20 protein-coding genes and 2 pseudogenes are annotated in these 22379 nt (G+C 63.6%); 19 read left to right on the forward strand and 3 right to left on the reverse strand.

Going from position 1 to position 22379, the window contains the following annotated elements; all coding sequences use genetic code 11:
* Positions 1 to 50: 50 nt before the first annotated feature.
* From ABIB73_RS37565 to ABIB73_RS07580, 4 genes and pseudogenes are all read left to right on the forward strand, one after another.
* Positions 51 to 539, forward strand: a pseudogene (locus ABIB73_RS37565) (ATP-binding cassette domain-containing protein); the annotation flags it as partial.
* A gap of 600 nt (positions 540 to 1139) precedes the next feature.
* A pseudogene (locus ABIB73_RS37570) lies at positions 1140 to 1664 on the forward strand (ATP-binding cassette domain-containing protein); the annotation flags it as partial.
* Between the two features lie 92 nt (positions 1665 to 1756).
* Positions 1757 to 2497 (forward strand): SDR family oxidoreductase, encoded by a 741-nt coding sequence (locus ABIB73_RS07575; RefSeq protein ID WP_354222671.1) that lies wholly within the window; start codon positions 1757 to 1759, stop codon positions 2495 to 2497.
* Positions 2498 to 2546: 49 nt separating this feature from the next.
* Positions 2547 to 3446 (forward strand): SDR family oxidoreductase, encoded by a 900-nt coding sequence (locus tag ABIB73_RS07580; protein ID WP_354222673.1) that lies wholly within the window; start codon positions 2547 to 2549, stop codon positions 3444 to 3446.
* A gap of 181 nt (positions 3447 to 3627) precedes the next feature.
* On the opposite strand, the gene ABIB73_RS07585 is transcribed toward ABIB73_RS07580, so the two are convergent.
* Complete coding sequence (locus ABIB73_RS07585) at positions 3628 to 4956, reverse strand: dicarboxylate/amino acid:cation symporter (RefSeq protein ID WP_354222675.1); 1329 nt, start codon at positions 4954 to 4956, stop codon at positions 3628 to 3630.
* A gap of 156 nt (positions 4957 to 5112) precedes the next feature.
* Here ABIB73_RS07585 and ABIB73_RS07590 point away from each other — a divergent pair, with 156 nt between their 5' ends.
* A complete protein-coding gene (locus tag ABIB73_RS07590) occupies positions 5113 to 6432 on the forward strand; it encodes a solute carrier family 23 protein (protein ID WP_354222677.1) in 1320 nt (439 codons plus the stop codon).
* Positions 6433 to 6504: 72 nt separating this feature from the next.
* Positions 6505 to 7341: an SDR family oxidoreductase gene (locus ABIB73_RS07595; RefSeq protein ID WP_354222679.1), complete on the forward strand. Its 837-nt coding sequence runs from the start codon at positions 6505 to 6507 to the stop codon at positions 7339 to 7341.
* A 52-nt stretch (positions 7342 to 7393) separates the two neighbouring features.
* On the opposite strand, the gene ABIB73_RS07600 is transcribed toward ABIB73_RS07595, so the two are convergent.
* Positions 7394 to 7654: a DUF1488 family protein gene (locus tag ABIB73_RS07600; RefSeq protein ID WP_354222681.1), complete on the reverse strand. Its 261-nt coding sequence runs from the start codon at positions 7652 to 7654 to the stop codon at positions 7394 to 7396.
* Positions 7655 to 8056: 402 nt separating this feature from the next.
* Between ABIB73_RS07600 and ABIB73_RS07605 the strand changes: the two genes are divergently transcribed.
* The 12 genes from ABIB73_RS07605 (at position 8057) to ABIB73_RS07660 (ending at position 20762) form a co-directional block, all read left to right on the forward strand.
* The gene (locus tag ABIB73_RS07605; RefSeq protein WP_354222683.1) at positions 8057 to 8389 is read left to right on the forward strand and encodes a hypothetical protein; all 333 of its coding nucleotides are present in this window, start codon (positions 8057 to 8059) and stop codon (positions 8387 to 8389) included.
* Between the two features lie 39 nt (positions 8390 to 8428).
* Positions 8429 to 9223 carry a sensor histidine kinase gene (locus ABIB73_RS07610; RefSeq protein WP_354222685.1) on the forward strand — a complete coding sequence of 265 codons (795 nt, stop codon included), beginning with the start codon at positions 8429 to 8431 and terminating at the stop codon, positions 9221 to 9223.
* 45 nt (positions 9224 to 9268) lie between these two features.
* Complete coding sequence (locus tag ABIB73_RS07615; RefSeq protein WP_354222687.1) at positions 9269 to 9673, forward strand: hypothetical protein; 405 nt, start codon at positions 9269 to 9271, stop codon at positions 9671 to 9673.
* 133 nt (positions 9674 to 9806) lie between these two features.
* A complete protein-coding gene (locus ABIB73_RS07620; RefSeq protein WP_354222689.1) occupies positions 9807 to 10628 on the forward strand; it encodes an NAD-dependent protein deacetylase in 822 nt (273 codons plus the stop codon).
* A 141-nt stretch (positions 10629 to 10769) separates the two neighbouring features.
* Positions 10770 to 12854: a hydantoinase/oxoprolinase family protein gene (locus ABIB73_RS07625; protein ID WP_354222691.1), complete on the forward strand. Its 2085-nt coding sequence runs from the start codon at positions 10770 to 10772 to the stop codon at positions 12852 to 12854.
* A gap of 2 nt (positions 12855 to 12856) precedes the next feature.
* Positions 12857 to 14515, forward strand: coding sequence for a hydantoinase B/oxoprolinase family protein (locus ABIB73_RS07630; RefSeq protein ID WP_354222693.1), 1659 nt, complete (start codon positions 12857 to 12859; stop codon positions 14513 to 14515).
* Between the two features lie 40 nt (positions 14516 to 14555).
* On the forward strand, positions 14556 to 15554 hold the full coding sequence (locus ABIB73_RS07635) for a TRAP transporter substrate-binding protein (protein ID WP_354222695.1): 999 nt from the start codon (positions 14556 to 14558) through the stop codon (positions 15552 to 15554).
* Between the two features lie 10 nt (positions 15555 to 15564).
* Positions 15565 to 16158, forward strand: a complete 594-nt coding sequence (locus ABIB73_RS07640; protein WP_354222697.1) for a TRAP transporter small permease subunit — start codon at positions 15565 to 15567, stop codon at positions 16156 to 16158.
* A gap of 43 nt (positions 16159 to 16201) precedes the next feature.
* The gene (locus ABIB73_RS07645; RefSeq protein ID WP_354222699.1) at positions 16202 to 17506 is read left to right on the forward strand and encodes a TRAP transporter large permease; all 1305 of its coding nucleotides are present in this window, start codon (positions 16202 to 16204) and stop codon (positions 17504 to 17506) included.
* 324 nt (positions 17507 to 17830) lie between these two features.
* Complete coding sequence (locus ABIB73_RS07650) at positions 17831 to 19549, forward strand: pyrroloquinoline quinone-dependent dehydrogenase (RefSeq protein ID WP_354222701.1); 1719 nt, start codon at positions 17831 to 17833, stop codon at positions 19547 to 19549.
* Between the two features lie 73 nt (positions 19550 to 19622).
* Positions 19623 to 19988 (forward strand): c-type cytochrome, encoded by a 366-nt coding sequence (locus ABIB73_RS07655; protein ID WP_354222703.1) that lies wholly within the window; start codon positions 19623 to 19625, stop codon positions 19986 to 19988.
* Positions 19989 to 19994: 6 nt separating this feature from the next.
* The gene (locus ABIB73_RS07660; RefSeq protein WP_354222705.1) at positions 19995 to 20762 is read left to right on the forward strand and encodes a substrate-binding periplasmic protein; all 768 of its coding nucleotides are present in this window, start codon (positions 19995 to 19997) and stop codon (positions 20760 to 20762) included.
* A 112-nt stretch (positions 20763 to 20874) separates the two neighbouring features.
* Here the strand turns inward: ABIB73_RS07660 and ABIB73_RS07665 are convergent, their stop codons facing one another.
* A complete protein-coding gene (locus ABIB73_RS07665) occupies positions 20875 to 21519 on the reverse strand; it encodes a glutathione binding-like protein (protein WP_354222707.1) in 645 nt (214 codons plus the stop codon).
* A gap of 116 nt (positions 21520 to 21635) precedes the next feature.
* Here ABIB73_RS07665 and ABIB73_RS07670 point away from each other — a divergent pair, with 116 nt between their 5' ends.
* Positions 21636 to 22280 (forward strand): TetR/AcrR family transcriptional regulator, encoded by a 645-nt coding sequence (locus ABIB73_RS07670; protein WP_354222708.1) that lies wholly within the window; start codon positions 21636 to 21638, stop codon positions 22278 to 22280.
* Positions 22281 to 22379 lie beyond the last annotated feature (99 nt).

Consider the following 22379-nt stretch of genomic DNA (forward strand, 5'->3'; position numbering starts at 1 on the left):
GGATCTCACCCCGACCGCAAAGCCGACCTGCCTTGCTCACGGGGAATTCCATGCCTGCTTCAATCATCCTGTCGAACCTGTCGCTGTCCACGCCTGACGGCCGTTCCCTTCTCTCCAACATCGATCTGACATTCGGCGCCGAGCGAGCCGGCCTCGTCGGCCGCAATGGCGTTGGAAAAACAACGCTGCTCGCCTCGATCACGGGCGAGCACGTTCCTCAGTCGGGGCGCGTTACCGCCAACGGAACCGTCGGGCTGCTGCGGCAGGACGCTCAACTGCCCGCGGGCGCGACGGTGGCAGATCTGTTCGGTGCGCGCCACGCCCTGAGCCTGCTTCGTCGGGCGGAGCGCGGCGATGCCTTGGCCGAGGAAGTCGCCGACGTCGACTGGACCCTCGAAACGCGCCTCGCATCCGCCCTTGCGCGTGTTGGGTTCGATATCGCACCCGACACGGAATTGGACCGCTTGTCGGGCGGACAGATCACGCGGGTTCGTCTCGCCGCGCTGGCGTTCGCCGAGCCGGACTTCCTGCTCCTGGACGAGCCCACCAACAATCTCGATCGGGACGGGCGCAATGCCGTGATCGATCTCCTGGCGGCTTGGCGCGGCGGCGCAATCGTCGTCAGCCATGACCGGGCACTGCTCGAGACCATGGACGCCATCGTCGAGCTGACCTCGCTCGGAGCAACGCGATATGGCGGCAACTGGAGCACTTACCGGGACCAGAAAGCCATCGAGCTCGCTGCTGTCAGGCGCGACCTCGCGCACGCCGAGAAGCATCTGTTCGAGATTGACGGAAGGGTGCAGGAGGCAACCGAACGGAAAGCGCGCAAGGACAGTGGCGGGAGGAAGAAGCGCGCAAAAGGCGACATGCCGCGTATCCTGGCCGGTGTGCGCAAGGATCGCAGCGAAGACAGCGGCGGAAAGAATGCGCAGGTCGCCGAGCGGCGGCGTGCGGAGGCACTCGAGGCCGTCGACACGGCGCGCCGGCGCATCGAGATTCTCCAGCCGCTGTCCGTAAAACTGTCCTCGACGCATCTGCCGGCGGGCAGGGAAGTGCTTTCGCTCGATCGGGTCTGTGCAGGCTATCAGCCGGAGCGGCCGGTCTTGCGCGATCTATCGCTCACCATCGTCGGTCCGGAGCGCGTTGCGCTTGTCGGGCCGAACGGCTCCGGCAAGACAACCTTGCTGAAGCTCATCGCGGGCAAGATGCGTCCTCTTTCAGGCATCGTGCGCGTGAGGCCCGACTTCGCGCTGTTCGACCAGAAGGTTAGCATGCTCGATCCCTCAATTTCCATCCTGGACAATTTTGGGCGTCTCAATCCAAAGGCGGGTGCGAACGAGTGCCACGCCGCCCTGGCGCGTTTCATGTTTCGCGCCGACACGGCATTGCAGATCGTCGGAAGCCTGAGTGGCGGGCAATTGTTTCGTGCCGCTCTCGCCTGTGTGCTCGGCGGGTCGACGCCGCCGTCCCTGCTGATCCTGGACGAGCCGACCAATCATCTGGACTTCGAGTCCATCGAAGCCGTCGAAGCAGGCTTGAGGGCCTATGACGGCGCGCTGCTCGTCGTCAGTCATGATGAGGCGTTCTTGCAAGCGATCGGGGTCACGCGCCGGTTCGATCTCGCCGCCCCAGGCGGATTGTTCGGCCCCGTAGAACAATGATACCGGCCAGCGACTGATTATCTTTCGCCCCAAAAGGGGCAAATCCTCCCGTGTCAGCCGCTGGAGGCGGCGCGGAACCACGGAGAAGGCAAATGTCCAACGCAAGCAAAAACGTCGCGATCGTCACCGGTGGCTCGCGCGGGATCGGCGCTGCGATCGCCGAACGGCTCGCCGGCGATGGCTTTGCGGTCGTCATCAACTACGCGGGCAGCGCGGCCGAGGCGGAAGCGTTGGCCGGCAAGATCTCGCAATCCGGCGGCAGGGCCATCACCGCGCAGGCCGACGTCAGCGATCCAGCCGCGGTGGCGCGGATGTTCGACGCGGCGGAGGCGGCGTTCGGCGGCGTCGACGTGCTCGTCAACAATGCCGGCGTGATGCGGCTCGCAGCGATCACCGAAGCCGACGATGCCATCTTCGACAGCCAGATCGCGATCAACCTGAAGGGCACCTTCAACACGCTGCGCGAGGCGGCGCGCCGGCTGCGCAATGGCGGCCGCATCGTCAATCTGTCGTCGAGCCAGGCTGGCCTGCTGTCTCCGACCTATGGTGTCTATGCCGCCACCAAGGCGGCGGTCGAAGCCTTGACGCATGTGCTCGCCAAGGAGTTGCGCGGCCGCAACATCACCGTGAACGCTGTCGCGCCCGGACCGACCGCAACGAAGCTGTTTCTGGACGGCAAGACGCCGCAGGTGATCGACCACCTCGCCAAGCTGGCGCCGCTGGAGCGGCTCGGCGAGCCCACGGACGTCGCTGCTGCAGTCTCATTCCTCGCCGGTCCCGACGGCGGCTGGATCAACGGCCAGGTGCTGCGCGCCAATGGCGGGATCATCTGATCCCGCCCGCCAGAGCCGACGTCAGTTTCGAAATCGAAGGAGATACAACATGAGCAAGGTTGTCCTGATCACCGGCGCGTCCAGCGGGTTCGGACGCCTCATGGCCGAGGCGCTCGCGAAGGCCGGCCACAAAGTCTACGGCTCGATGCGCCAGACAAGCACGCGCAACGCAGCCGTCGCAGAGCAGATGGTGGCCTTCTCGCGCGAGAACCGCGCCGATCTGCGCGCGCTGGAGCTCGACGTGCAATCGCAGGACTCGGTCAATGCCGCGGTCGCGCAGGTGATCGCTGAAGCGGGGCGGATCGACGTCCTCATCCACAATGCCGGCCACATGGTCTTCGGCCCGGCGGAAGCCTTTACCCCAGAGCAATATGCCGAGCTCTATGACGTCAATGTGCTGAGCACGCAGCGGGTCAATCGCGCGGTGCTGCCGCATATGCGCCGCCAGAAGCAGGGGCTGCTGGTGTGGATCTCCAGCTCTAGCTCCGCCGGCGGTACGCCGCCTTATCTTGCGCCCTATTTCGCGGCCAAGGCGGCGATGGATTCGATCGCCGTGCAATATGCCCGCGAGCTATCGCGCTGGGGCATCGAGACATCGATCATCGTGCCCGGCGCCTTCACCTCCGGCACCAACCACTTTGCCCATTCGGGCCGTCCTGCTGATGCCGCGCGCGCCGCCGAGTACGAGGCCGGCCCGTATCATGGCTTCGGTGATCAGGTGCAGAAGGCGTTCGCGGCGATCGTGCCGCCGGATGCGGACGCCGGCCTTGTCGCCGAGGCGGTGGTGAACGTCGTCGATGCGCCCTTTGGGAAGCGGCCGTTCCGCGTCCATATCGATCCGACACAGGATGGTGCCGATGTCGGCTTCACCGTGCTCGATCGCGTCCGCGCCGAAATGCTGCACCGGGTGGGCCTCAGCGATCTCCTGAAGCCCAAGGTGCTGGTGTGACTAGTAGCTCTCGTGGCGATTTTTCAAAAGCCCGACGCCCTGCCCCCAGCGCGTCGGGCGGAAAGATTGAATATCAATCGGTGATCCCAACGCCTCTGTTCTGACCCGTGCCCGACCAATTTTCCACTCCGGGAAACTACCGCAATGGAACGGTCTCCACCTGCCTTCGATCGGCGCGGCCTTACGCGCTGCCGCCCGGTTCGAGCGCCTCGCCCATCTCCAGCGGATGCGCCATGGTCTCGTGCAGCGCCTCGCGGTCGAGCTCGCCCTCGGAGATGCTGATGACCACGCAGGCGACGCCGTTGCCGATCAGATTGGTCAGCGCGCGGCACTCGCTCATGAACTTGTCGATGCCGACCAGGATCGCGATCGACTGGATCGGGATATCAGGCACGATCGAGAGCGTGGCGGCGAGCGTGATGAAGCCGGCCCCGGTCACGCCCGAGGCGCCCTTCGAGGTGATCATGGCGATGCCCAGAATGCCGAGCTCCTGCCAGATCGTCAGATGCGTGTTGGTCGCCTGCGCCAGAAACAGCGTCGCCAGCGTCATGTAGATGTTGGTGCCGTCGAGGTTGAAGCTGTAGCCGGTCGGAATCACGAGGCCGACCACTGACCGGGAGGCGCCGAGATGCTCCATCTTCTGGATCATCTGCGGCAGCACCGTCTCCGACGACGAGGTGCCGAGCACGATCAAGAGCTCGTCCTTGATGTAGGCGATGAAGCGCAGGATCGAGAAGCCGGCGAGCCGCGCGATCGAACCGAGCACAATCAGCACGAACAGGATGCTGGTGAGATAGAACGTGCCGATCAACGCGGCGAGATTGAGCAGCGAGCCGAGGCCGTAGGCGCCGACAGTAAAGGCCATCGCGCCGAACGCGCCGATCGGCGCGACGCGCACGATGATGCGGATGATGCCGAAGAACATCTTTGCAGCCTTGTCGATCGCCTCCGCGATCGGCTCGCCGGCCTTGCCGAGGAAAGCTATGGCGAAGCCCGACAGGATCGAGACCAGCAGCACCTGCAGCAGGTCGCCGCGCGCGATCGCACCCACATAGCTGTCGGGAATGATCGCCATCAGATGGGCGACGATGCCTTCCTCCTTGGCCTTGGTGACGTAGGTCGCGACCGACTTCGGATCGATGGTAGCCGGATCGATGTTGAAGCCGTGTCCGGGCTGGAGAATTTCGCCGACCAGCAGACCGATGGCGAGCGCAACGGTCGAGACCGTCTCGAAATAAATCAGCGACTTCAGCCCGACCCGGCCGACGCGCTTGAGGTCGCCCATCGAGGAGATGCCGTGCACCACGGTGCAGAAGATCACCGGTGCGATCATCATCTTGATCAGCGCGATGAAGCCGTCGCCGAGCGGTTTCAGCGCCTTGCCGAGATCGGGATAGAAGTAACCAATGAGCACGCCAAGTGCGATCGCGATCAGGACCTGGATGTAGAGGATCTTGTACCAGGGTTGATGCCTGCGATGGACGGCTGGCTGGATCGCGACTTGTGCCATAATGTGTGCCCCGGAACGCATTGATTTTGCAGGATTGGGATTTTGCAGGATTTGGATCTTGCATGATTTACATCATGTGATGGCCGCCGCAGAAGCGACAATCACATTTTTGTCTGTTCGCACGAAGATCGATCGCTGCACTGCAATGGGGGGAACATGTCGACAGCAACGGGCTCCGAAGAGCAAGCGCAAGGATATTTTCCGCGTTGGAAACTCAAGACCTCGGGCGTGATCATGCCGGAGGAGCGGCTGCCATGGGGGCAGACCGTCGTCTCCGGTCTCCAGCATTGCGTCGCAATGTCGGGTTCAACGATTATCGCGCCGCTGCTGATGGGGTTCGACCCCAATGTTGCGGTCCTGTTCTCCGGCATCGGCACGCTGATCTTCTTCGTCATCGTCGCGGGGCGGGTGCCGAGCTATCTCGGTTCGAGCTTCGCGTTCATCGCCGTCGTCATCGCTGCCACCGGCTATGCCGGGCATGGGTCGAACCCGAACCTGTCGGTTGCGCTCGGCGGCATCGTCGGAGCCGGGGTGGTGTACGGCCTGATTGCGCTGATTGTCATGTGGTCGGGGATCGGCTGGGTCGAGCGCTTGATGCCGCCGGCTGTCACTGGCGCTGTGGTCGCCGCAATCGGCCTCAACCTCGCGCCCGTGGCGGTCAAGGCGGTGAGCGCCGGCGCGTTCGACACCTGGATCGGGCTCGCGACCGTTCTGATCATCGGCGTGGTAGCCGTTGCCGCTCCGGGCCTCTGGCGCCGCCTGCCAATCATCCTCGGCGCGATCGGCGGATATCTTTTGTACCTGCTGTTCGCGAACGGCCTCGGCTTCGGCAAGCCGATCGATTTCGCGCAACTCTCGGCCGCGCCGTGGCTCGGCCTGCCGAGTTTCACGGCGCCGAGCTTCCATGCCGATGCAATTGTCCTGATCGCGCCGGTTGCGGTCATTCTCGTCGCCGAGAACCTCGGTCACATCAAGGCCGTCGGCGCGATGACTGGCCGGAGCCTCGATGGCTATCTCGGCCGCGCCCTGCTCGCCGACAGCCTCGCGACGATCGTGGCCGCCTGCGGCGGCGGCACCGGCGTCACCACCTATGCCGAGAACATCGGCGTCATGGCGGCAACGAAGGTCTATTCGACATTGCTGTTTGCCTTCGCGGCGTCGGTATCGATCCTGCTCGGCTTCTCGCCGAAATTCGGCGCGCTGATCCTGTCGATCCCGGGCCCTGTCATCGGCGGCCTCTCGATCGTGCTGTTCGGATTGATCGCGGCGATGGCCGGCCGGATCTGGGTCGAGAATAAGGTCGACTTCGCAAGCCCTGCCAACCTGATCACCGTCGCCGTGGCGCTGACCGCGGGCGCTGGCGACCTCACGCTCAAATTCGGCGCGTTCACGATCGGCGGGATTGGCACCGCAACCTTTGGAGCCATCATCCTGTACCAGATCCTGACCTCGCCGCTCGCGCGCCGCGCAGAGTGAATCCCAGGGATGCGCTAAGGGATGGAACAAAACGCGCCTTCCGCCGATGATGAGGCATTCCGGAGAGAACCCATGCCGCAAACCGATCGCTCGACCCCATTCCCCTCGCGCCTCGTCGGCCAATACGCGCTGGTGACCGGCGCCTCCCAAGGCATCGGACGCGCCGTCGCCATTCGGCTCGCCCAGGAAGGTGCTACGGTCGCCATCAACTATTTCGGTCATCCCGGGAAGGCGGAAGAGACGCTCGCGCTTGCGCGCACGGCATCGGGCGACCGAGGCCACGGCAAGCTTGATCATGTCATCGTCAAGGCCGACATCGGCAATGAGCCGGAGATCGCCGCGATGTTCGATACGATCCTGGCGCGCTGGAAGCGTCTCGACTGCCTCGTCAACAATGCCGGATTTCAAAGAGAGTCGCCAAGCGAGGCGCTCGACGTCGAAACCTATCGCCGCATCATCGACGTCAATCTCAATGGCGCCGTGCTCTGCGCGCAGAAGGCGCTGGCGCATTTCGTCGGGCGCGGCGGAGGCGGCAGTATCATCAACTGCTCGAGCGTCCACCAGACCATTCCAAAGCCCGGCTACCTCGCCTACTCGATCAGCAAGGGCGGCATGGCCAATCTGACGCGCACGCTGGCGCTGGAATTCGCCGGCCGCGGCATTCGCGTCAACGCGGTCGGGCCGGGCGCCATCGACACGCCGATCAACGCGGCCTGGACCGGCGATCCCGCAAAGCGCGGCGTCGTCACCAGCCATATTCCGCTGGGTCGCGTCGGAACACCGGAAGAGATCGCCGCCGTCTTCGCCTTCCTCGCCTCGGATGATTCGAGCTACATCACCGGGCAGACCATCTATGCCTGCGGAGGGCTGACGCTGTTCCCCGAATTCCGGGACAACTGGGCGAGCTAAATCGTGGACTCAACGGGGGACTGCCAACTCAAGCTACGCCCGAGCGGATTGCTCAAAAATCTTCCGCGACCAAATTGTAAGAGCCCCTGCTGCCGCGGACATACGCCTTGGCAGCGGCGGCACATATCAGGTCGCGATGGGAATCAAACGCGTTCAGAAAGCCCAATTCGTTGGAATCACCATTCGGCTGGAGTCGCTTCAATGCGCCTTCCTCTATGAAAAATGAGGCCTCGATGGCGCTGTCGTGTCCCCAAAACCGCACGGCACGCCGTGTTCGGTCATAGGAGCGGCTGTGATTTGGAAAATCAATCATGGTTCGGGCCGATCAATTTTCAGGTGCCGCGCGCCGGCTTTTGCGCCGTTTGAACCAGGGCACGTTGGGTGGCGAAACTCGGCTTGCGTAGGTCAAGAACTCGGACGCTTCGTCGAGGCGCCGACAAGATCTGGCGTCGGAAAGCCCTTCGGCGAAGGATAGAGACGGTGGAACGAAGCGTTTGCGCTTCTTTCAGATGATGATTTGGCAACCGGGTTACAACCCGGGTCGATGCTTATCGTGACTAATAGTTTTGCCGGGCCTCGCTATTCGGCGGAAGGTCACTATATCCAGGCTATCACCGCGCGCCCCTCGGCCGTTATCGGTGACTGAGAGCAATGGCTCCCGCCGCGACCAAGAGGCGGCCTATATGTCGGATTCCCCTGGATTCAGCTTTCGCGCGTGGCTCGTCCCTCCGGTATTGCTGCCGATCTTCTTTGTGCTGTTGATCGCCGTTTCGATGCTCATTCAATGGTAGTCGGCTTCGGCGCGCCTTCGCCGTCGGATCAGGCAAGCAGCTCATTGGATTCAATTCAGCCGTCGTTGGCTTGCGAGCTAAACTCCAGGGCGATCGACGCCCTCCGTCGAGCTCGCGAGATGCCGTCGGGAGACAAGCGCACGGCGGCAATGCGCGGCGCCGCGATCCTCGGAAACGCCGCCGAAATCCTCGCATATTTCTCGGCAACGAAGGAACGCAAGCAAGATGACGATGCCGCTGAAATCCCGCTTTCGTGACGGAACGTTCTACTGAAATCAGGTCCGGCAGAAACCCCCGTGATACAGTCGCCAAAGCTCGATATCGATCTCCGCACGGGCCAGCACCCCGGCAGCGCAGAATCGCATGAGGATGCTCTGGCCGCAGAGAATGTCAGCCTGCGGCTTCTCCTCGCCCAGGCCGAGATCAACGCGAGGGGTCTGCTTGCCAGAGCGGGCATCGACGCCAAAGAGCGAGAGACGTCCGACAAGCTGCAAAAGCTGATTTTTGAAGAGCTTCACCACCGCATCAAGAACACGCTCGCGACCGTCGCCGCCATCGTCTCTCAAAGCCTGCGCAACGAGCAAGGCGTGGCGCACGCACAGCAGGCCATCGAGGGCCGGCTACTCGCGCTCGGCCGGGCGCACGATCTCCTTGTGCGGGCGAGCTGGTCGAGCGCCGACCTCGGGGCTGTCGTCCGCGGCGCCATCGAAGCTTTCGATGATCCCGATGAGTCGAAGTTCTCGATTTCGGGGCCCGATATCCGGATCAATTCGGGCGCCGTGATCGCCGTCGCGATGACGCTCAATGAACTCTGCACAAACGCCTCGAAATATGGTGCCTTTTCGGTCCCAAACGGGTGCGTCGATCTCCACTGGACGATCGACCCGCAGGCGCAACGCTTGCGCCTGACCTGGATCGAGAAGAATGGTCCGTTGATCCAGTCACCCGAAAAGCGCAGCTTCGGCACGCGATTGATCGAGACGCTTGGTCGCGAACTCCAGGGCAAGGTGCGATTGACCTATGCGCAGCGGGGCTTCGCGTACACGTTCGACGCTCCACTGGCTTCTCTGAGCGTCCCGACGCCGGCTTAGCGGGCAGGTTGAAATACGCGGAGACTTTCGACGAAAGGAGCCCGCATGTTTAAATTCCCACAGTATCGCGCAAAAGCGGCCGCGTACGGCGATCTGGCCAGGAATTCGTCCGGCAAGGATGATACCCGCAAATTTGAGAAACTGCAGGACAGCCTTGCATCGCGTGCGGATAACGAACAGGTCCTCGCGGATAATTTCGTGGATGCAGTCAACGCCGGGGAGGCGGAGCGATCGTGCGGCGCGGCCCTCGCGGCGGAGGAGGAGCATGTCTTGCGGTGTCTCGGCGCGGCCATCATCATGCAATGGAATTCCTTGCCGACGACGCTTCAACGCGAGATTTTCGACACCGCCGGATCGGTGGAAACATTGTTGGAGACAGCGGCGCTCCGCGGGCAGCTCGCTCGGTTTCTTCACAAGCACAAGCATGACGTCGGTCCCAACAAGGTCTGATGGGTGACGTGCTCGTCTTCCGCAAGACCGGGACCGCGCGGCAGAGCGAGCTTGTGAAGCTGATTGCCGGTTTCAAGCTGTCTGAGCGCAGCTGATCTGGAAAAAGCCCGCGGCGTGGACTACATCTGCGTCCATGGCAAATGCTCCGCTGGCAAACCACCCGCTTGAAGATTTCGTCGACCGGCACGAACGCCTCTTCGTGCTGACCGGCGCCGGCTGCAGCACCAATTCCGGCATTCCCGACTACCGCGACAGGCACGGCAACTGGAAGCGGACCCAGCCGGTCAACTTCCAGGCCTTCATGTCGGAAGAACATACAAGGCAACGCTACTGGGCGCGCAGCCTGATCGGCTGGCGGCGGTTCGGCCAGGCCCGTCCGAACGATGCGCATCATGCGCTCGCCCGCCTGGAGGCCAGCGGCCGGTGCGAGATGCTGCTGACCCAGAACGTCGACCGCCTGCATCAATCCGCCGGCCACCGCCAGGTGATCGACCTGCATGGCCGGCTCGACCTGGTCCGCTGCATGGGATGTGGCCAAAAGACGCCGCGCAATGAATTCCAGGACGCTCTCGGTCGCGCGAATGCGGAGTGGCTGACGCTCGATGCTGCGGATGCACCGGACGGCGACGCCGATCTGCAGCACGCGGATTTCTCATCGTTCAAGGTGCCGGCCTGCGAAGCGTGCGGCGGCATCCTCAAACCCGACGTCGTGTTCTTCGGCGAAAATGTGCCACGCGACGTGGTCGCCGCCGCACAGGATCATCTGTCACAGGCCGATGCGATGCTGATCGTCGGCTCGTCGCTGATGGTCTATTCCGGCTTCCGCTTCGTACAGGCTGCCGCGAGCCGGCAAATCCCGATCGCCGCGGTCAATCTCGGACGCACCCGCGCCGACGACCTCCTGACGCTCAAGGTCGAAGAGCGCTGCGAAGCGGCGCTTGCATTCCTGCTCTGAGCGCGCGCGGGGCGAACACGCCTTGCCTATTGCATAGGTGCCAAGCAGAATGGCCGGGCGTATCATTGCCGGTGCCGTCGATGGCATGGAAATTGCTGCGCATTCATCCCCAGTCTTGACGATCAGCACGGAGAATTTGGAATGCTTGAGGGAGCCGAAGTGCGGCTTGCCGTCGATATCGGTGGGACCTTCACCGACATCGTGCTGGACGTGGGCGAGGCGCGCAAGACGCGCAAGCTGCTGACGACGCCGACGCGCCCTGAGGAGGCGGTGCTGGACGGGATGCGTCTCATTCTCGCCGATGCGCGTGCCCATATCAGCGACATCGACGTCTTCATTCACGGCACGACGCTGGCGACCAACGCCATCATCGAGCGGCGCGGCGCCAAGACCGCGCTGATCGCGACCGATGGATTCCGTGACGTGCTCGATATCGCCACCGAGAGCCGCTACGACCAGTACGACCTCACCATCGACAAGCCGAAGCCGTTGGCGCCGCGCAACCTTCGCTTCACCGTGCCAGAGCGCATCGACGCGCATGGCGCCGTCCGCCTCCCGCTCGACGAAACAGCGGTGCGCGCACTCGCGCCAAAATTGCGTGCGCTGAACGTCGAGAGCGTCGCGATCGCGTTCCTGCACTCCTACGCCAATCCCGAGCATGAGCGGCGCACGGCTGCGATCCTTGCGGAGGAGATGCCCGGCATCTCCGTGACCGTGTCGTCTGCGGTGTGTCCGGAAATCCGGGAATATGAGCGCACCTCGACGGCGGTTGCGAACGCCTATGTGCAGCCGCTGATCGACGGTTATCTCGCGCGCATGTCTGATGCCTTGCAGGTCGAGCAATACCGCGGCGCCATCTATCTCGTCACCTCCGGCGGCGGCGTCACCTCGATCGAGACGGCGCGGCGCTTTCCCGTGCGCCTGGTCGAATCCGGGCCTGCCGGCGGCGCCATTTTCGCGGCGCAGATCGCGGCGCGTCTCGGCGAGAGCAAGGTGCTGTCCTTCGACATGGGCGGCACCACCGCAAAGATCTGCCTGATCGAGAAATATCAGCCCGAGACCTCGCGCGTGTTCGAGGTCGATCGCGCCGCGCGCTTCCTGAAAGGCTCCGGCCTGCCTGTGCGCATTCCCGTGATCGAGATGGTCGAAATCGGCGCCGGCGGCGGCTCGATCGCGCATGTCGACGCCATGAAACGCGTCACCGTCGGTCCCGAGAGTGCATCCTCCGAACCGGGGCCTGCCTGCTATGGCCGCGGCGGCCTGCGCCCGGCCGTGACGGATGCGGACGTTGCGCTCGGCATGATCGATCCCGACGCCTTTGCGGGTGGCACGATCAAGCTCGACCCGGAGCTTTCGAAACAGGCGCTGCTGCGCAGCGTCGGCGAGCCGCTGGGCCTGTCGGCAGAAACCGCGGCCTATGCCGTACATGAGGTCGTCTGCGAGAACATGGCGAGCGCGGCGCGCGTGCACGCGGTCGAGCGCGGCGCTGTGGTCGGTCAGCACACCCTGATCGCGTTCGGTGGCGCTGCGCCGTTGCATGCGGCGCGTGTCGCCGAGAAGATCGGGGTCTCTCGCGTGATCGTGCCGTCGAACGCCGGTGTCGGCTCGGCGGTCGGATTCCTCGCAGCTCCAATTGCCTATGAACTGGTGCGCAGCCGTCACGTCCGGCTCGACGATTTCGACACCGATGGGGTCTCCGATCTGCTTCAGGACATGGCGACCGAGGCGCGCGCGCTGGTCGAGCCCGGTGCGGCCGGAGCGCCGGTGCGCGAGCGTCGCGCGGCCTTCATGCGCTATGTTGGCCAGGGCCACGAGATCACTGTCGAGCTGCCCAACCGGCGGCTGACGACCGCCGATCTCGCCGGCTTGCGTGAGAGGTTCGAAGCGGATTATTCCGCGATGTTCGAGCGGCCGATTCCGGGCGCTGCGGTCGAGGTCTTGAGCTGGTCGGTGCTCGCGACCACGGAGCCGCGCAATCCGTCGGTCGTCGCGAGCGTTGCGCGCAAGCCTGCGGGCAAGGCGTCCGGCAGCCGAAAGTTCTTCGACGGCCGGGCCGGGGAGGTGATCGAGATCCCGCTCTATCGCCGCGAGGACATGGCGCCCGGCGCGACGATTGCGGGCCCCGCCGTGATCGCCGAGGACGAAACCTCGACATTCGTCTCCAACAGTTTTGACGCCCATATCGACGGTGCCGGCAGCATCGTCATGGAACGAAAGGCGGCCTGATCATGAGCAAGGCAAGTGGCGCGAGCCTGATCGACCTCCAGATCATGTGGCACCGGCTGATCGCCGTGGTCGAAGAGCAGGCGCAGGTGCTGCTGCGCACCGCCTTCAGCCCGATCGTGCGCGAATGCGGCGACCTCTCCGCCGGCGTGTTCGATCTCAAGGGGCGAATGCTGGCGCAGGCGGTGACCGGCACGCCTGGCCACGTCAACTCGATGGCGGAATCGGTCAAGCACTTCATCGCGCAATTCCCGCTTCAGACGATGAAAGAAGGCGACGCCTACATCACCAACGATCCCTGGATGGGCACCGGCCATCTCAACGACTTCGTCGTCACCACGCCCTGCTTCAAGGACGGCAAGCCGGTGGCGCTGTTCTCCTGCACCAGCCATCTGATGGACATCGGCGGCATCGGCTTCGGACCCGACGCCACCGATGTGTTCATGGAGGGGCTCTACATCCCCATGCTGAAGCTGATCGACCAGGGCGTCGTCAACGAGACGCTGATGGCGATGATCCGCACCAACACGCGGCTGCCGATCGACACCGAGGGCGACACCTATTCGCTCGCCGGCTGCAACGACGTCGGCTGCGAACGCCTGGTCGAGATGATGACCGAGTTCGAGATCGACACGCTTGACGAGCTCGGCGATTACATCTGCGACCGCTCGCGCGAGGCCGTGCTCGCCGAGATCGCGAAACTGCCGAAGGGAAGCTGGCGCAACAGCATGGTGGTCGACGGCTATGATGCGCCGGTGACGCTGGCGGCGACGCTGACGATCTCGGATGCGGGCATTCACGTCGATTTCGACGGCACTTCGGCCGCCTCGAAATTCGGCATCAACGTGCCCTTGTCCTACACCACCGCCTATACCGTGTTCGGCCTCGGCTGCGTCGTCGCCTCGCAGATCCCGAACAATGCCGGCTCGCTCTCGCCGCTGACGGTGTCGGCGCCTTCGGGCGCGATCCTCAACGCGCCGAAGCCGGCGCCGGTCGCCTCGCGCCACATCATCGGCCAGATGCTGCCGGACGTGGTGTTCGGCTGCCTGCGCCAGATCATTCCCGAGCGCGTGCCGGCGGAAGGCACTTCGTGCCTGTGGAATCTCAACGTGCGCGGACAGACCCGCTCCGGCGCCGGCGGCAATTACGGATTCTCGATGGCGGTGACCTCCAATGGCGGCACCGGCGCGCGCTTTGCGAAGGACGGGCTGTCGGCCACCGCCTATCCGAGCGGCGTGCGCGGCACGCCGGTCGAGATCGCGGAGACGCAGACACCCTTGATCTTCTGGCGCAAGGAGCTGCGCCCGGATTCCGGCGGGGCAGGGCGCACCCGCGGCGGCCTCGGCCAGATCATCGAGGTCGGCAGCGGCGTCGATGCGCCCTTCGACATTCTCGCTGCGTTCGACCGCATCGACCATCCGCCGCGCGGCCGCGACGGCGGCCGTGACGGCGAGGCCGGCTATGTCGGCCTGAAGTCCGGAAAGAAGCTGCGCGGCAAGGGCTTTCAGCAGGTGCCGCCGGATGACCGTCTGGTGGTGCTGACGCCGGGCGGCGCCGGCATCGGCGATCCCCGCGAGCGCGCGCCGACAGCCGTCAACGACGACGTCGAGAGCGGCCTCGTATCTTCAGACAATGCAGTTGCGGTTTATGGGTCCGCGCGGTGACGAGCCGGGAAGCTTGCGCGCTAGCGAACGGAGAGAAGGAATGATCACGCGACGAAGTTTTACCACGGGCGCAGCGACGCTGCTCGCCGCCAGTCAAATCCCCACCCGCGCGCGAGCGGCGACGGTGAGCTGGGACATGTCGACGGTCTGGCCCGACGGCAATTTCCACACCCAGAACGCGTTTGCCTTTGCCGAGGAGGTCAAGAAGCAGACCGAGGGCGCCGTCAGCATCACCGTCAAGGCCGGCGGACAGCTCGGCTTCAAGGGGCCGGAACATCTGCGTGCCGTGCGCGACGGTCTGGTGCCGCTCGCCGACGTCCTCAACATCCAGCAGGTCGGCGACGAGCCGTTTTTGGGCGTCGAGAGCATCCCGTTCCTGTGCAGCTCGATGGAGGAATTGAAGGTGCTGCACAAATATGTGCGGCCCGAGTATGAGAAGGTCGCCGCGCGCAACAATCAGAAGATTCTCTACATCGTGCCGTGGCCGACGCAGTATCTGCACCTCAAGGTCAAGATCGCCGACGTCGACGGTTTGAAGAACATCAAGATCCGCGTGCCCGACAAGGGCGCCGTCGACATGCTGTCCGCCATCGGCATGGCGCCGATCATGATTCCCTGGGGCGAGACGATTCCGGCCTTGGCGTCCGGCGCGGTCTCCGGCGTTTCGACCTCCGCGGTGTCGGGCGTCGACGGCAAGTTTTGGGAATTCCTGAAGTACGTCTATCCGACCAACCACGTCTGGTCGTCGCAGATGCTCACCGTGAACCTCGATTCCTGGAAGGCGCTTTCTGGCGATCAGCAGCAGCTCGTCGCCGGTATCGCGACGAAGATGGAGCCAGGCTTCTGGGCGAACTCGCTCAAGGCGGACGTTGACAGCCTCAATCGCCTCAAGGAGGGCGGCATGGAAGTCGTGCCGGTCTCGGATGCGATGATGACGGACATCCGGGCCAAGACCGCGCCTCAGCTCGAGGCCTTCCTCAAGCGCGTGCCGGCTGCGGACAAGCCGGTGCGGGCCTATCTCGCCGAAATGAAGCGCTGAGGTCGGGATCGTGGTGAGCATCTCGCCCGCAGCTCCGCACAGCCTCAACGCAGCGGCGCCAGCGCCGCTGCGCCTCCTGCTCGACGGGATCGACCGTCTCGGCCGGCTCGACGGATGGATTGGCGGAGGCTGCCTGCTGACGCTGACGCTTCTGATGTTATGCGAAGTTGCAACGCGCTTCCTTTCGAACTTTTTGCCGTTCTTTCCGCCGACGATCTCGATCGCCTGGGAATACTCCTCCTATCTGATGGCGGCATCCTTCACCTTCGGTGCCGCGATGACGCTGCGCGTCGGCGGCCACATTCGTGTCGTCCTGCTCCTGAAGAACGTGCCGGCGCCATTCCAGCGCGCGATCGAAATCCTCTCGGCGGCCGCCGGTCTCGCCTTCATGGCGTTCCTCACCTCCTCCATGGCGAAATTCGCCTTCGGCGCCTTCGTCCGCGGGCAGGTCTCGACCTCGAGCGATACGCCGCTGTGGTTTCCGCAAGCGGTCGTCACCTTCGGCATGCTGCTGCTCACGCTCCAGTTTTTGGCACGCGCGATCCAGGCGGTGCTGGGCCTGCCGCTGGAGGATCACCGCATGAAGGCCTCGCCCGTCGAATGATCGATTGCGCCGTGAACGCTCTCACGCTCGGACACCGGATCCCATGACCATCGAAGTCGTTGCTCTCTTCGTGATCCTGTTCGCGCTGCTGGCGTGCGGCGTGTGGATCGGCCTGACGCTTGCGCTCACCGCGACGCTGCTGCTGGCGATGTTCCGCTCGATCCCGCTCGACAAGCTGCTGCCGCAATACGCCTGGAACATCCTGACCACGCAGGAGCTGTTGGCGCTGCCGCTGTTCATCCTGATGGGCGAGCTCCTGTTTCGCACTCGCTTATCGCGCTCGCTATTCCAGGGGCTCGCTCCATGGGCGGGACTGCTGCCGGGCCGCCTGCTGCATGTCAACGTGATCGGCTGCACCATCTTCGCCGCGATCTCCGGCTCGTCGGCGGCAACCACGCAGGTGATCGGACGCATGTCGCTGAACGAGCTTACGCGCCGCGGCTATTCCCGCGACATCGCGATCGGCTCGCTCGCCGGCGCCGGCACGCTCGGTTTCCTGATCCCGCCGTCCAACATCATGATCATCTATGGCGTGCTCGGCGACGTTTCGATTCTGAAACTGTTCACGGCCGGCGTGCTGCCCGGCCTGTTGCTGGCCGCCACCTTCATGGGCTGGGTGATGCTGCACACGACGCTGGACCGCACGCTGGTGCCGGAGGCGGAGGCGAAGCTGTCGCAGGTGCCGTGGGGCGAGCGCTTCGCTGCGCTCAAGGACCTCGCGCCGGCGTTGTTCCTGATCGCCTGCGTGCTCGGCTCGATGTATGGCGGGCTGGCGACGCCGTCGGAGGCCGCCGCCGTCGGCGTGCTCGGCGCGGCGCTAGTCGCCTGGGCGCAGGGCTCGATGTCGCAGCAGGTGGTGCGCGACGTCCTGATCGGCTCGGTCGTGACCTGCTCGATGATCGCGATGATCGTGCTGGGCGCCTCGATCCTCGGCAATGCGGCGGCGTTCCTCGGCATCCCGCAGGCGGTCGCTGCCTTCGTGAAGGGCCTGGGGCTGTCGCCCTTCATGCTGATCGTCGTGCTGATCATCTTCTATCTCATCCTCGGCTGCTTCCTCGACGGCTTCTCGATGATCGTGATGACGCTGCCGATCGTGCTGCCGATCGTGAAGGGCGCGGGCTTCGACGAGATCTGGTTCGGAATCTTCCTCGTGCTTGCGGTCGAGATGGCGCAAATCACCCCGCCGGTCGGCTTCAACCTGTTCGTGATCCAGGGGCTGACCGACGACGGTCTCGGCTACATCGCGCGCGTGACGATGCCTTATCTCATCATCATGGTCGGCTTCGTGCTGCTGCTGACGCTCTGGCCCGGCATCGTCACGATCCTGCCGCGGGTGCTGTACGGATAATCGCTTCAGTCTGAGATCTCTGTCGAGACGAACGGTCAGCGCAGCTGACGTTTCAAATTCGCGCTGCGCGTCAAATTCGCGCCGCGCGCGCATTCCATCTTTGTGCTCTCCGTCATCCGGCGTACTCTGTGAGAGCGAGCACGGGTGCAACAGCAACCAGCCCAGAGAAGGTAGCTCCTTTTGGCGATGTCCGCCGAGAGAGATCGAGAGCTGTCGGCAGCTCATATGCGATGGAGAAGAACCGACACATAGCGAGCTGAAAACATCCCTCGCCGCGGCGTCTGTAAGACGCAAGTTCAACAATCACAAAAGCGGGAGGAACGGATGAAGAAGCGTTGGTGTAATTCTGGTCTACCTCTTGTTGCCGGCGCGACGCTGATCGTATCGTCGGCGTTGGCCCAAACCGTGGATACTGCGCGGATCGAGGCGGCCGGTCAGAACGATTGGCTGACCTATCACGGTTCATACAAATCCTATCACTACAGCCCAATGGCGCAGATCAACACAAACAACGTCGGCAATCTGGGCGTTGCGTGGATCCATATTCCTGGACGCTCGACCCGTGGCCTGCAATCAATGCCGCTCGCGGCTGATGGCGTGCTCTACTACACGGGTTCTTATAGCCGGGTTTTTGCGCTCAACGGCGCGACCGGTGAGGTGATCTGGACTCATTTTCCGGAGCTGGACGAGGCGCTGATCGCCCGCCAGACTCATTCTCCCTACAATCGCGGCGTAGCGCTCGGCGAGGGCAAGGTCTTCGTCGGCACCATGGATGGCAGGGTTCTTGGCCTGGATATGAAGTCGGGGAAGGTGCTCTGGGAAACCCGGCTGATCGACTCGCAGAAACTCACAGTCGGTTTCACCGGTGCTCCGCTTTACGCGAAGGGTACGGTGATCATCGGAGCGCAAGGCGGTGAATGGCCGGGCCGCGGCCCGATCTTCGCCCTGGATGCCACCACTGGGAAAAAGAAGTGGGAGTTCCTGACGGTTGCAGGCACCGATGAAGCCATGAAGACCTGGGGCAATGATTCCTGGCGTACGGGCGGTGGCGGCGGCTGGATGCCCGGCACTTACGATTCCGAGACCAACTCCATCCTGTGGGGCACGGCAAACCCGGCACCGCTCTATGATTGGTCGGGCGCCGACTACAAGACGCAAGGCGCGCGTCCCGGCGACAATCTCTATACGAGCTCGGTGATCGCTCTCGACATCGATACCGGCAAGCTGAAATCCTATCATCAGGAATTGCCGCACGACGCCTGGGACTTCGACAGCGCAGTCGGCGAGTTTGTGATGCTCGAACGCGACGGCCAGAAGTTCGTGGTCCATCCGAACAAGGGCGGTTTCGTCTTTGTCTACGACCGCAATCTCGCGGTGAAGAATGTGTGGCGGCTCGTTGAGAACATCAATTTCGTCAAGGATATCGATCCCAAGACCGGTGCTCTGATCGGCCGTCGCGACTTCACCGCGGGGAAAGTCACCGAACCGCCGCTGTGCCCATTCATTGGTGGCGGCATCAGCTGGAACGCTGGCTCATACAACCCCAAGACGGGCCTCTACTACAAGATCGGCCAGGAATGGTGCATGACGCTCGACGTCCAGAAGACGACGCCGATCACCACGCCCCAGGTCCAGCTCAACATCGGCGCCGATTTCAAGATGGCTCCCCCTCCGGGCGGCGAGATTTATGGACATCTCGATGCGCGCGATCCCATCACCGGGGCCAAGAAGTGGGAGGTTCGTTATCCCGAGCCGCCGCTTGGGAGTGTGCTGTCGACCGCGGGCAATCTCGTGTTCGTGCCAGACTCCCGCGGCATCATTCATGCCTATGATGCTGAAACCGGGACCGAGCTGTGGAATCACAACAACGGCACCGGCCATCAGGGCGGCATCGTCAGCTATTCCGTCAACGGCAAGCAATACATTGCCGTGGCCGCAGGCTTTGGCGGCATGCTGGCAGACGAGTACGCGCCAAACTTCGGCGGCGTCTACAAGAGCATGCCGCGTGACGACGGGGCGCTCGTCGTCTTCAGCCTGAAATAGGTCATCGCAGATTGCCGGGGAGCAGGTGCAAGCTTGCTCCCCGTGCATTGAAGTTGCGGGCGCGCTTCAGGACATGGAGCTGGTTACCTTGAAATTGCATTCGAAGAAGATCATCGCGCTGCTATCGGCGGTGCTGGGCGCCTCGTCGCTCTGTGTGGCACCGGTTCACGCGCAGTCTGCCACCCCTGCACCCGACAATGGGACGTTCGACGTCGAGCAGTTGTTCGCGGGGACTTGCGGCTTTTGTCACTCCGACGGCGGCCGAGCGGCAGGCAAGGGACCGCAGCTGATGAATTCGCAACGCGACGATGACTTTCTGCGCAGCCGAATTGCGACCGGCAAGGAAGGTGCGATGCCGGCATTCGGAGGGGCCTTCACCGGTGAGCAGATCGATCAAATCGTCAAATACATCCGGGCCTTGAAGCCGCGCCAAGGGTGAGGCCGAATGAAAAAAATCCTTCTGTTCGTGGTCGGTGCCGTTATCGGACTGTCAACTCCGGCGCAGGCGCGAACCCTGGACGCGATCCGCTCGTCCGGCGCGCTCGGGTTGTGCGCCCATCCCAACTCGCTTCCCTTCGCGAGCAAGGTCGGCGATCCTCCCGGCTTTCAGGTTGAGCTGGGCCAGGCGCTGGCACGCGAGCTCGGCGTCTCGCTGCGTCTCGACTGGATCATCACCCAGTACCAGATGCGGAGTGCCGGCTGCGACATTCTTCTGGATGTGATCGCCGACCGGGAGGCGCAAGGCGAAACCCGCTTGAGGCTCTCAAAACCGTATTATCGCACGGGCGTCGCACTCGCCGTGCCGTCATCCAGCACGCTCGCATCGTTCCAGGGCCTCAACGAGCATACCAAGGTGGGGGTGCAGGTCGGATCCGTCGCAGCCATGATCATCGGTCAACGGCACGTGCCTACCTCGACCTTCGGCTTCGAGAGCGACAGCCTCGACGCCCTGTCAAATCGTGAGATCGATGCCGCCGCGGTTACGCCCACCGCGGCGAGCTATTTCAATCTGACGCATCCGGACAAGGAGCTCCGCATTCTGGATCGCGACGAGAGCGTGGCCGATCTCAACTGGAACGTCGCCGTCGGCATGGTCCGTCCGGATGATGCGTTGCGCGAAGCCATCGATGGAGCGCTTGAACGGTTGCGAAACGACGGAACGATCGATCGGATATACGGCCGCTACGGGGTCGTACTGCAAGCGCCGAGGTAACTACGGGTGCCAGGTCGGGCGCAAACGCGATACATTCGCAAGCATCGCGGCGGGTGCCGTCCCGGCCGAGGTGGCCGGGACGATCTCTCTCACTAGTTCATTCCGAGTGTTACTACGCTGCCGCCTTCTTCCGCGCCTGCTCGACCTTGTACAACTCGAACTCCTCCGCGATCGCCTTCGCGACCGACGGCCGTTGGCGCAGGCGCTCGTAATAGGCCTTCACGTTGGGCCATTTCGCGAGCTCGATCGGCGGTGTCGCCATGGTCCAGTTGATGACCGTGACGAGATAGGCGTCTGCCACGCTGAAATGGTCGAGCAGGTAGTCGCGTCCCTTCAAATAATTGTCGAGATAGTCGAGCCGCGACAGGTTCTTCTCCAGCACATAGGCTTTCACCTCCTGCGGCGCCTTGCGGTCGAGCACGGGCACGAACAGGCCCTTGTGCAACTCGGTGCCGATGAAGCAGAGCCATTGATGTAGCCGGGTGCGATCGATGCCCGCCGGGGCGCCGAGCCCGGATTGCGGAAAACGGTCGGCGACGTATTGCAGGATCGCCGCGTTCTCGGTCAGCACCACGCCCTCGTCGGTGCGCAGCGTCGGCACGAGGCCGATCGGGTTGACGGTGCGGAAATCGGAGCCGTTATTGAGCACTTTCTTGGTCGGCGGATCGACTTCGAGATAATTCGCCTCGGCGCCCGCTTCATAGAGCGCGACGCGCGTCGCCATCGAACAGGCGAGCGGCGAGAAATAAAGATCCATCTTGGGCCTCCTTGGGCAATTCCTCGGTGTGACTTTTGGAGTGTCGCTCAACCTGGCCAGATTGATTTTTGTACTGTCTTGCATAATATAAAGCCAGTCAAGGAATAAATTGCGACATGGTACAAAAATCAGAACCGCCAGCTGCTGCCAGTCCCCCAAAGCGCCGCGGCCGTCCGCGCGCCTACGAGCCCGAGGTCGCCCTCGGCAAGGCGCTCGACCTCTTCCGCAAGCAGGGTTTTGCGGCAACGTCGCTCGACGACCTCAGCGAAGCGACCGGCATGAACCGTCCGAGCCTCTATGGCGCCTTCGGCGACAAGCGTGAGCTCTACATCAAGAGCTACCAGCGCTACCGCGAGGAAGCGCGCGCAGCGATGGTGGAGATCTTTCGCCAGGAGATGCCGGTGCGCCAGCGGCTGGAGCGCATTTACGCCTCCGCGCTGAACATCTATCTCTCCGGCGAGACCGGCCCGCGCGGCTGCTTCACGGTGGTCACCGCGGCGTCCGAAGCGGTGAGCGATCCCGAAATTCGCGCCATGGTGCTGGACGGGCTCAGCGAGCTCGACAAGGCTTTTGCTAATTGCTTCCGCAAGGCGAAGGAGAAGGGCGAGCTACCGGAGACGGCCGATGCCTCCGTGCTGGCGCAACTCGCGTCCGCCACCGTCCACACCATCGCCATCCGCTCCCGCGCGCGCGTGCCGCGCAAGGATCTGGAGGCGATCGTGAACGGCGCGATTGACGTGATGGTGGGTGCCAGGAATTAGCCTGTCGTCCCGGCGAAGGCCGGGACCCATACCGCGGAATCCATCGGCCATGATTGGTCGCAGTACCGAACTGCGATCCTCCGCCGAACTACGTCCCGG

It is taken from the genome of Bradyrhizobium sp. F1.4.3 (assembly GCF_040548375.1).
GTDB lineage: Bacteria > Pseudomonadota > Alphaproteobacteria > Rhizobiales > Xanthobacteraceae > Bradyrhizobium.

Bases quoted from the DNA above. Each gene is read 5' to 3' on its own strand.
- ABIB73_RS07575 (WP_354222671.1), top strand. From the start codon at position 1,757: ATGTCCAACGCAAGCAAAAACGTCGCGATCGTCACCGGTGGCTCGCGC.
- ABIB73_RS07580 (WP_354222673.1), top strand. From the start codon at position 2,547: ATGAGCAAGGTTGTCCTGATCACCGGCGCGTCCAGCGGGTTCGGACGC.
- ABIB73_RS07585 (WP_354222675.1), bottom strand. From the start codon at position 4,956: ATGGCACAAGTCGCGATCCAGCCAGCCGTCCATCGCAGGCATCAACCC.
- ABIB73_RS07590 (WP_354222677.1), top strand. From the start codon at position 5,113: ATGTCGACAGCAACGGGCTCCGAAGAGCAAGCGCAAGGATATTTTCCG.
- ABIB73_RS07595 (WP_354222679.1), top strand. From the start codon at position 6,505: ATGCCGCAAACCGATCGCTCGACCCCATTCCCCTCGCGCCTCGTCGGC.
- ABIB73_RS07600 (WP_354222681.1), bottom strand. From the start codon at position 7,654: ATGATTGATTTTCCAAATCACAGCCGCTCCTATGACCGAACACGGCGT.
- ABIB73_RS07615 (WP_354222687.1), top strand. From the start codon at position 9,269: ATGTTTAAATTCCCACAGTATCGCGCAAAAGCGGCCGCGTACGGCGAT.
- ABIB73_RS07620 (WP_354222689.1), top strand. From the start codon at position 9,807: ATGGCAAATGCTCCGCTGGCAAACCACCCGCTTGAAGATTTCGTCGAC.
- ABIB73_RS07625 (WP_354222691.1), top strand. From the start codon at position 10,770: ATGCTTGAGGGAGCCGAAGTGCGGCTTGCCGTCGATATCGGTGGGACC.
- ABIB73_RS07630 (WP_354222693.1), top strand. From the start codon at position 12,857: ATGAGCAAGGCAAGTGGCGCGAGCCTGATCGACCTCCAGATCATGTGG.
- ABIB73_RS07635 (WP_354222695.1), top strand. From the start codon at position 14,556: ATGATCACGCGACGAAGTTTTACCACGGGCGCAGCGACGCTGCTCGCC.
- ABIB73_RS07645 (WP_354222699.1), top strand. From the start codon at position 16,202: ATGACCATCGAAGTCGTTGCTCTCTTCGTGATCCTGTTCGCGCTGCTG.
- ABIB73_RS07650 (WP_354222701.1), top strand. From the start codon at position 17,831: ATGAAGAAGCGTTGGTGTAATTCTGGTCTACCTCTTGTTGCCGGCGCG.
- ABIB73_RS07655 (WP_354222703.1), top strand. From the start codon at position 19,623: ATGGAGCTGGTTACCTTGAAATTGCATTCGAAGAAGATCATCGCGCTG.
- ABIB73_RS07660 (WP_354222705.1), top strand. From the start codon at position 19,995: ATGAAAAAAATCCTTCTGTTCGTGGTCGGTGCCGTTATCGGACTGTCA.
- ABIB73_RS07665 (WP_354222707.1), bottom strand. From the start codon at position 21,519: ATGGATCTTTATTTCTCGCCGCTCGCCTGTTCGATGGCGACGCGCGTC.
- ABIB73_RS07670 (WP_354222708.1), top strand. From the start codon at position 21,636: ATGGTACAAAAATCAGAACCGCCAGCTGCTGCCAGTCCCCCAAAGCGC.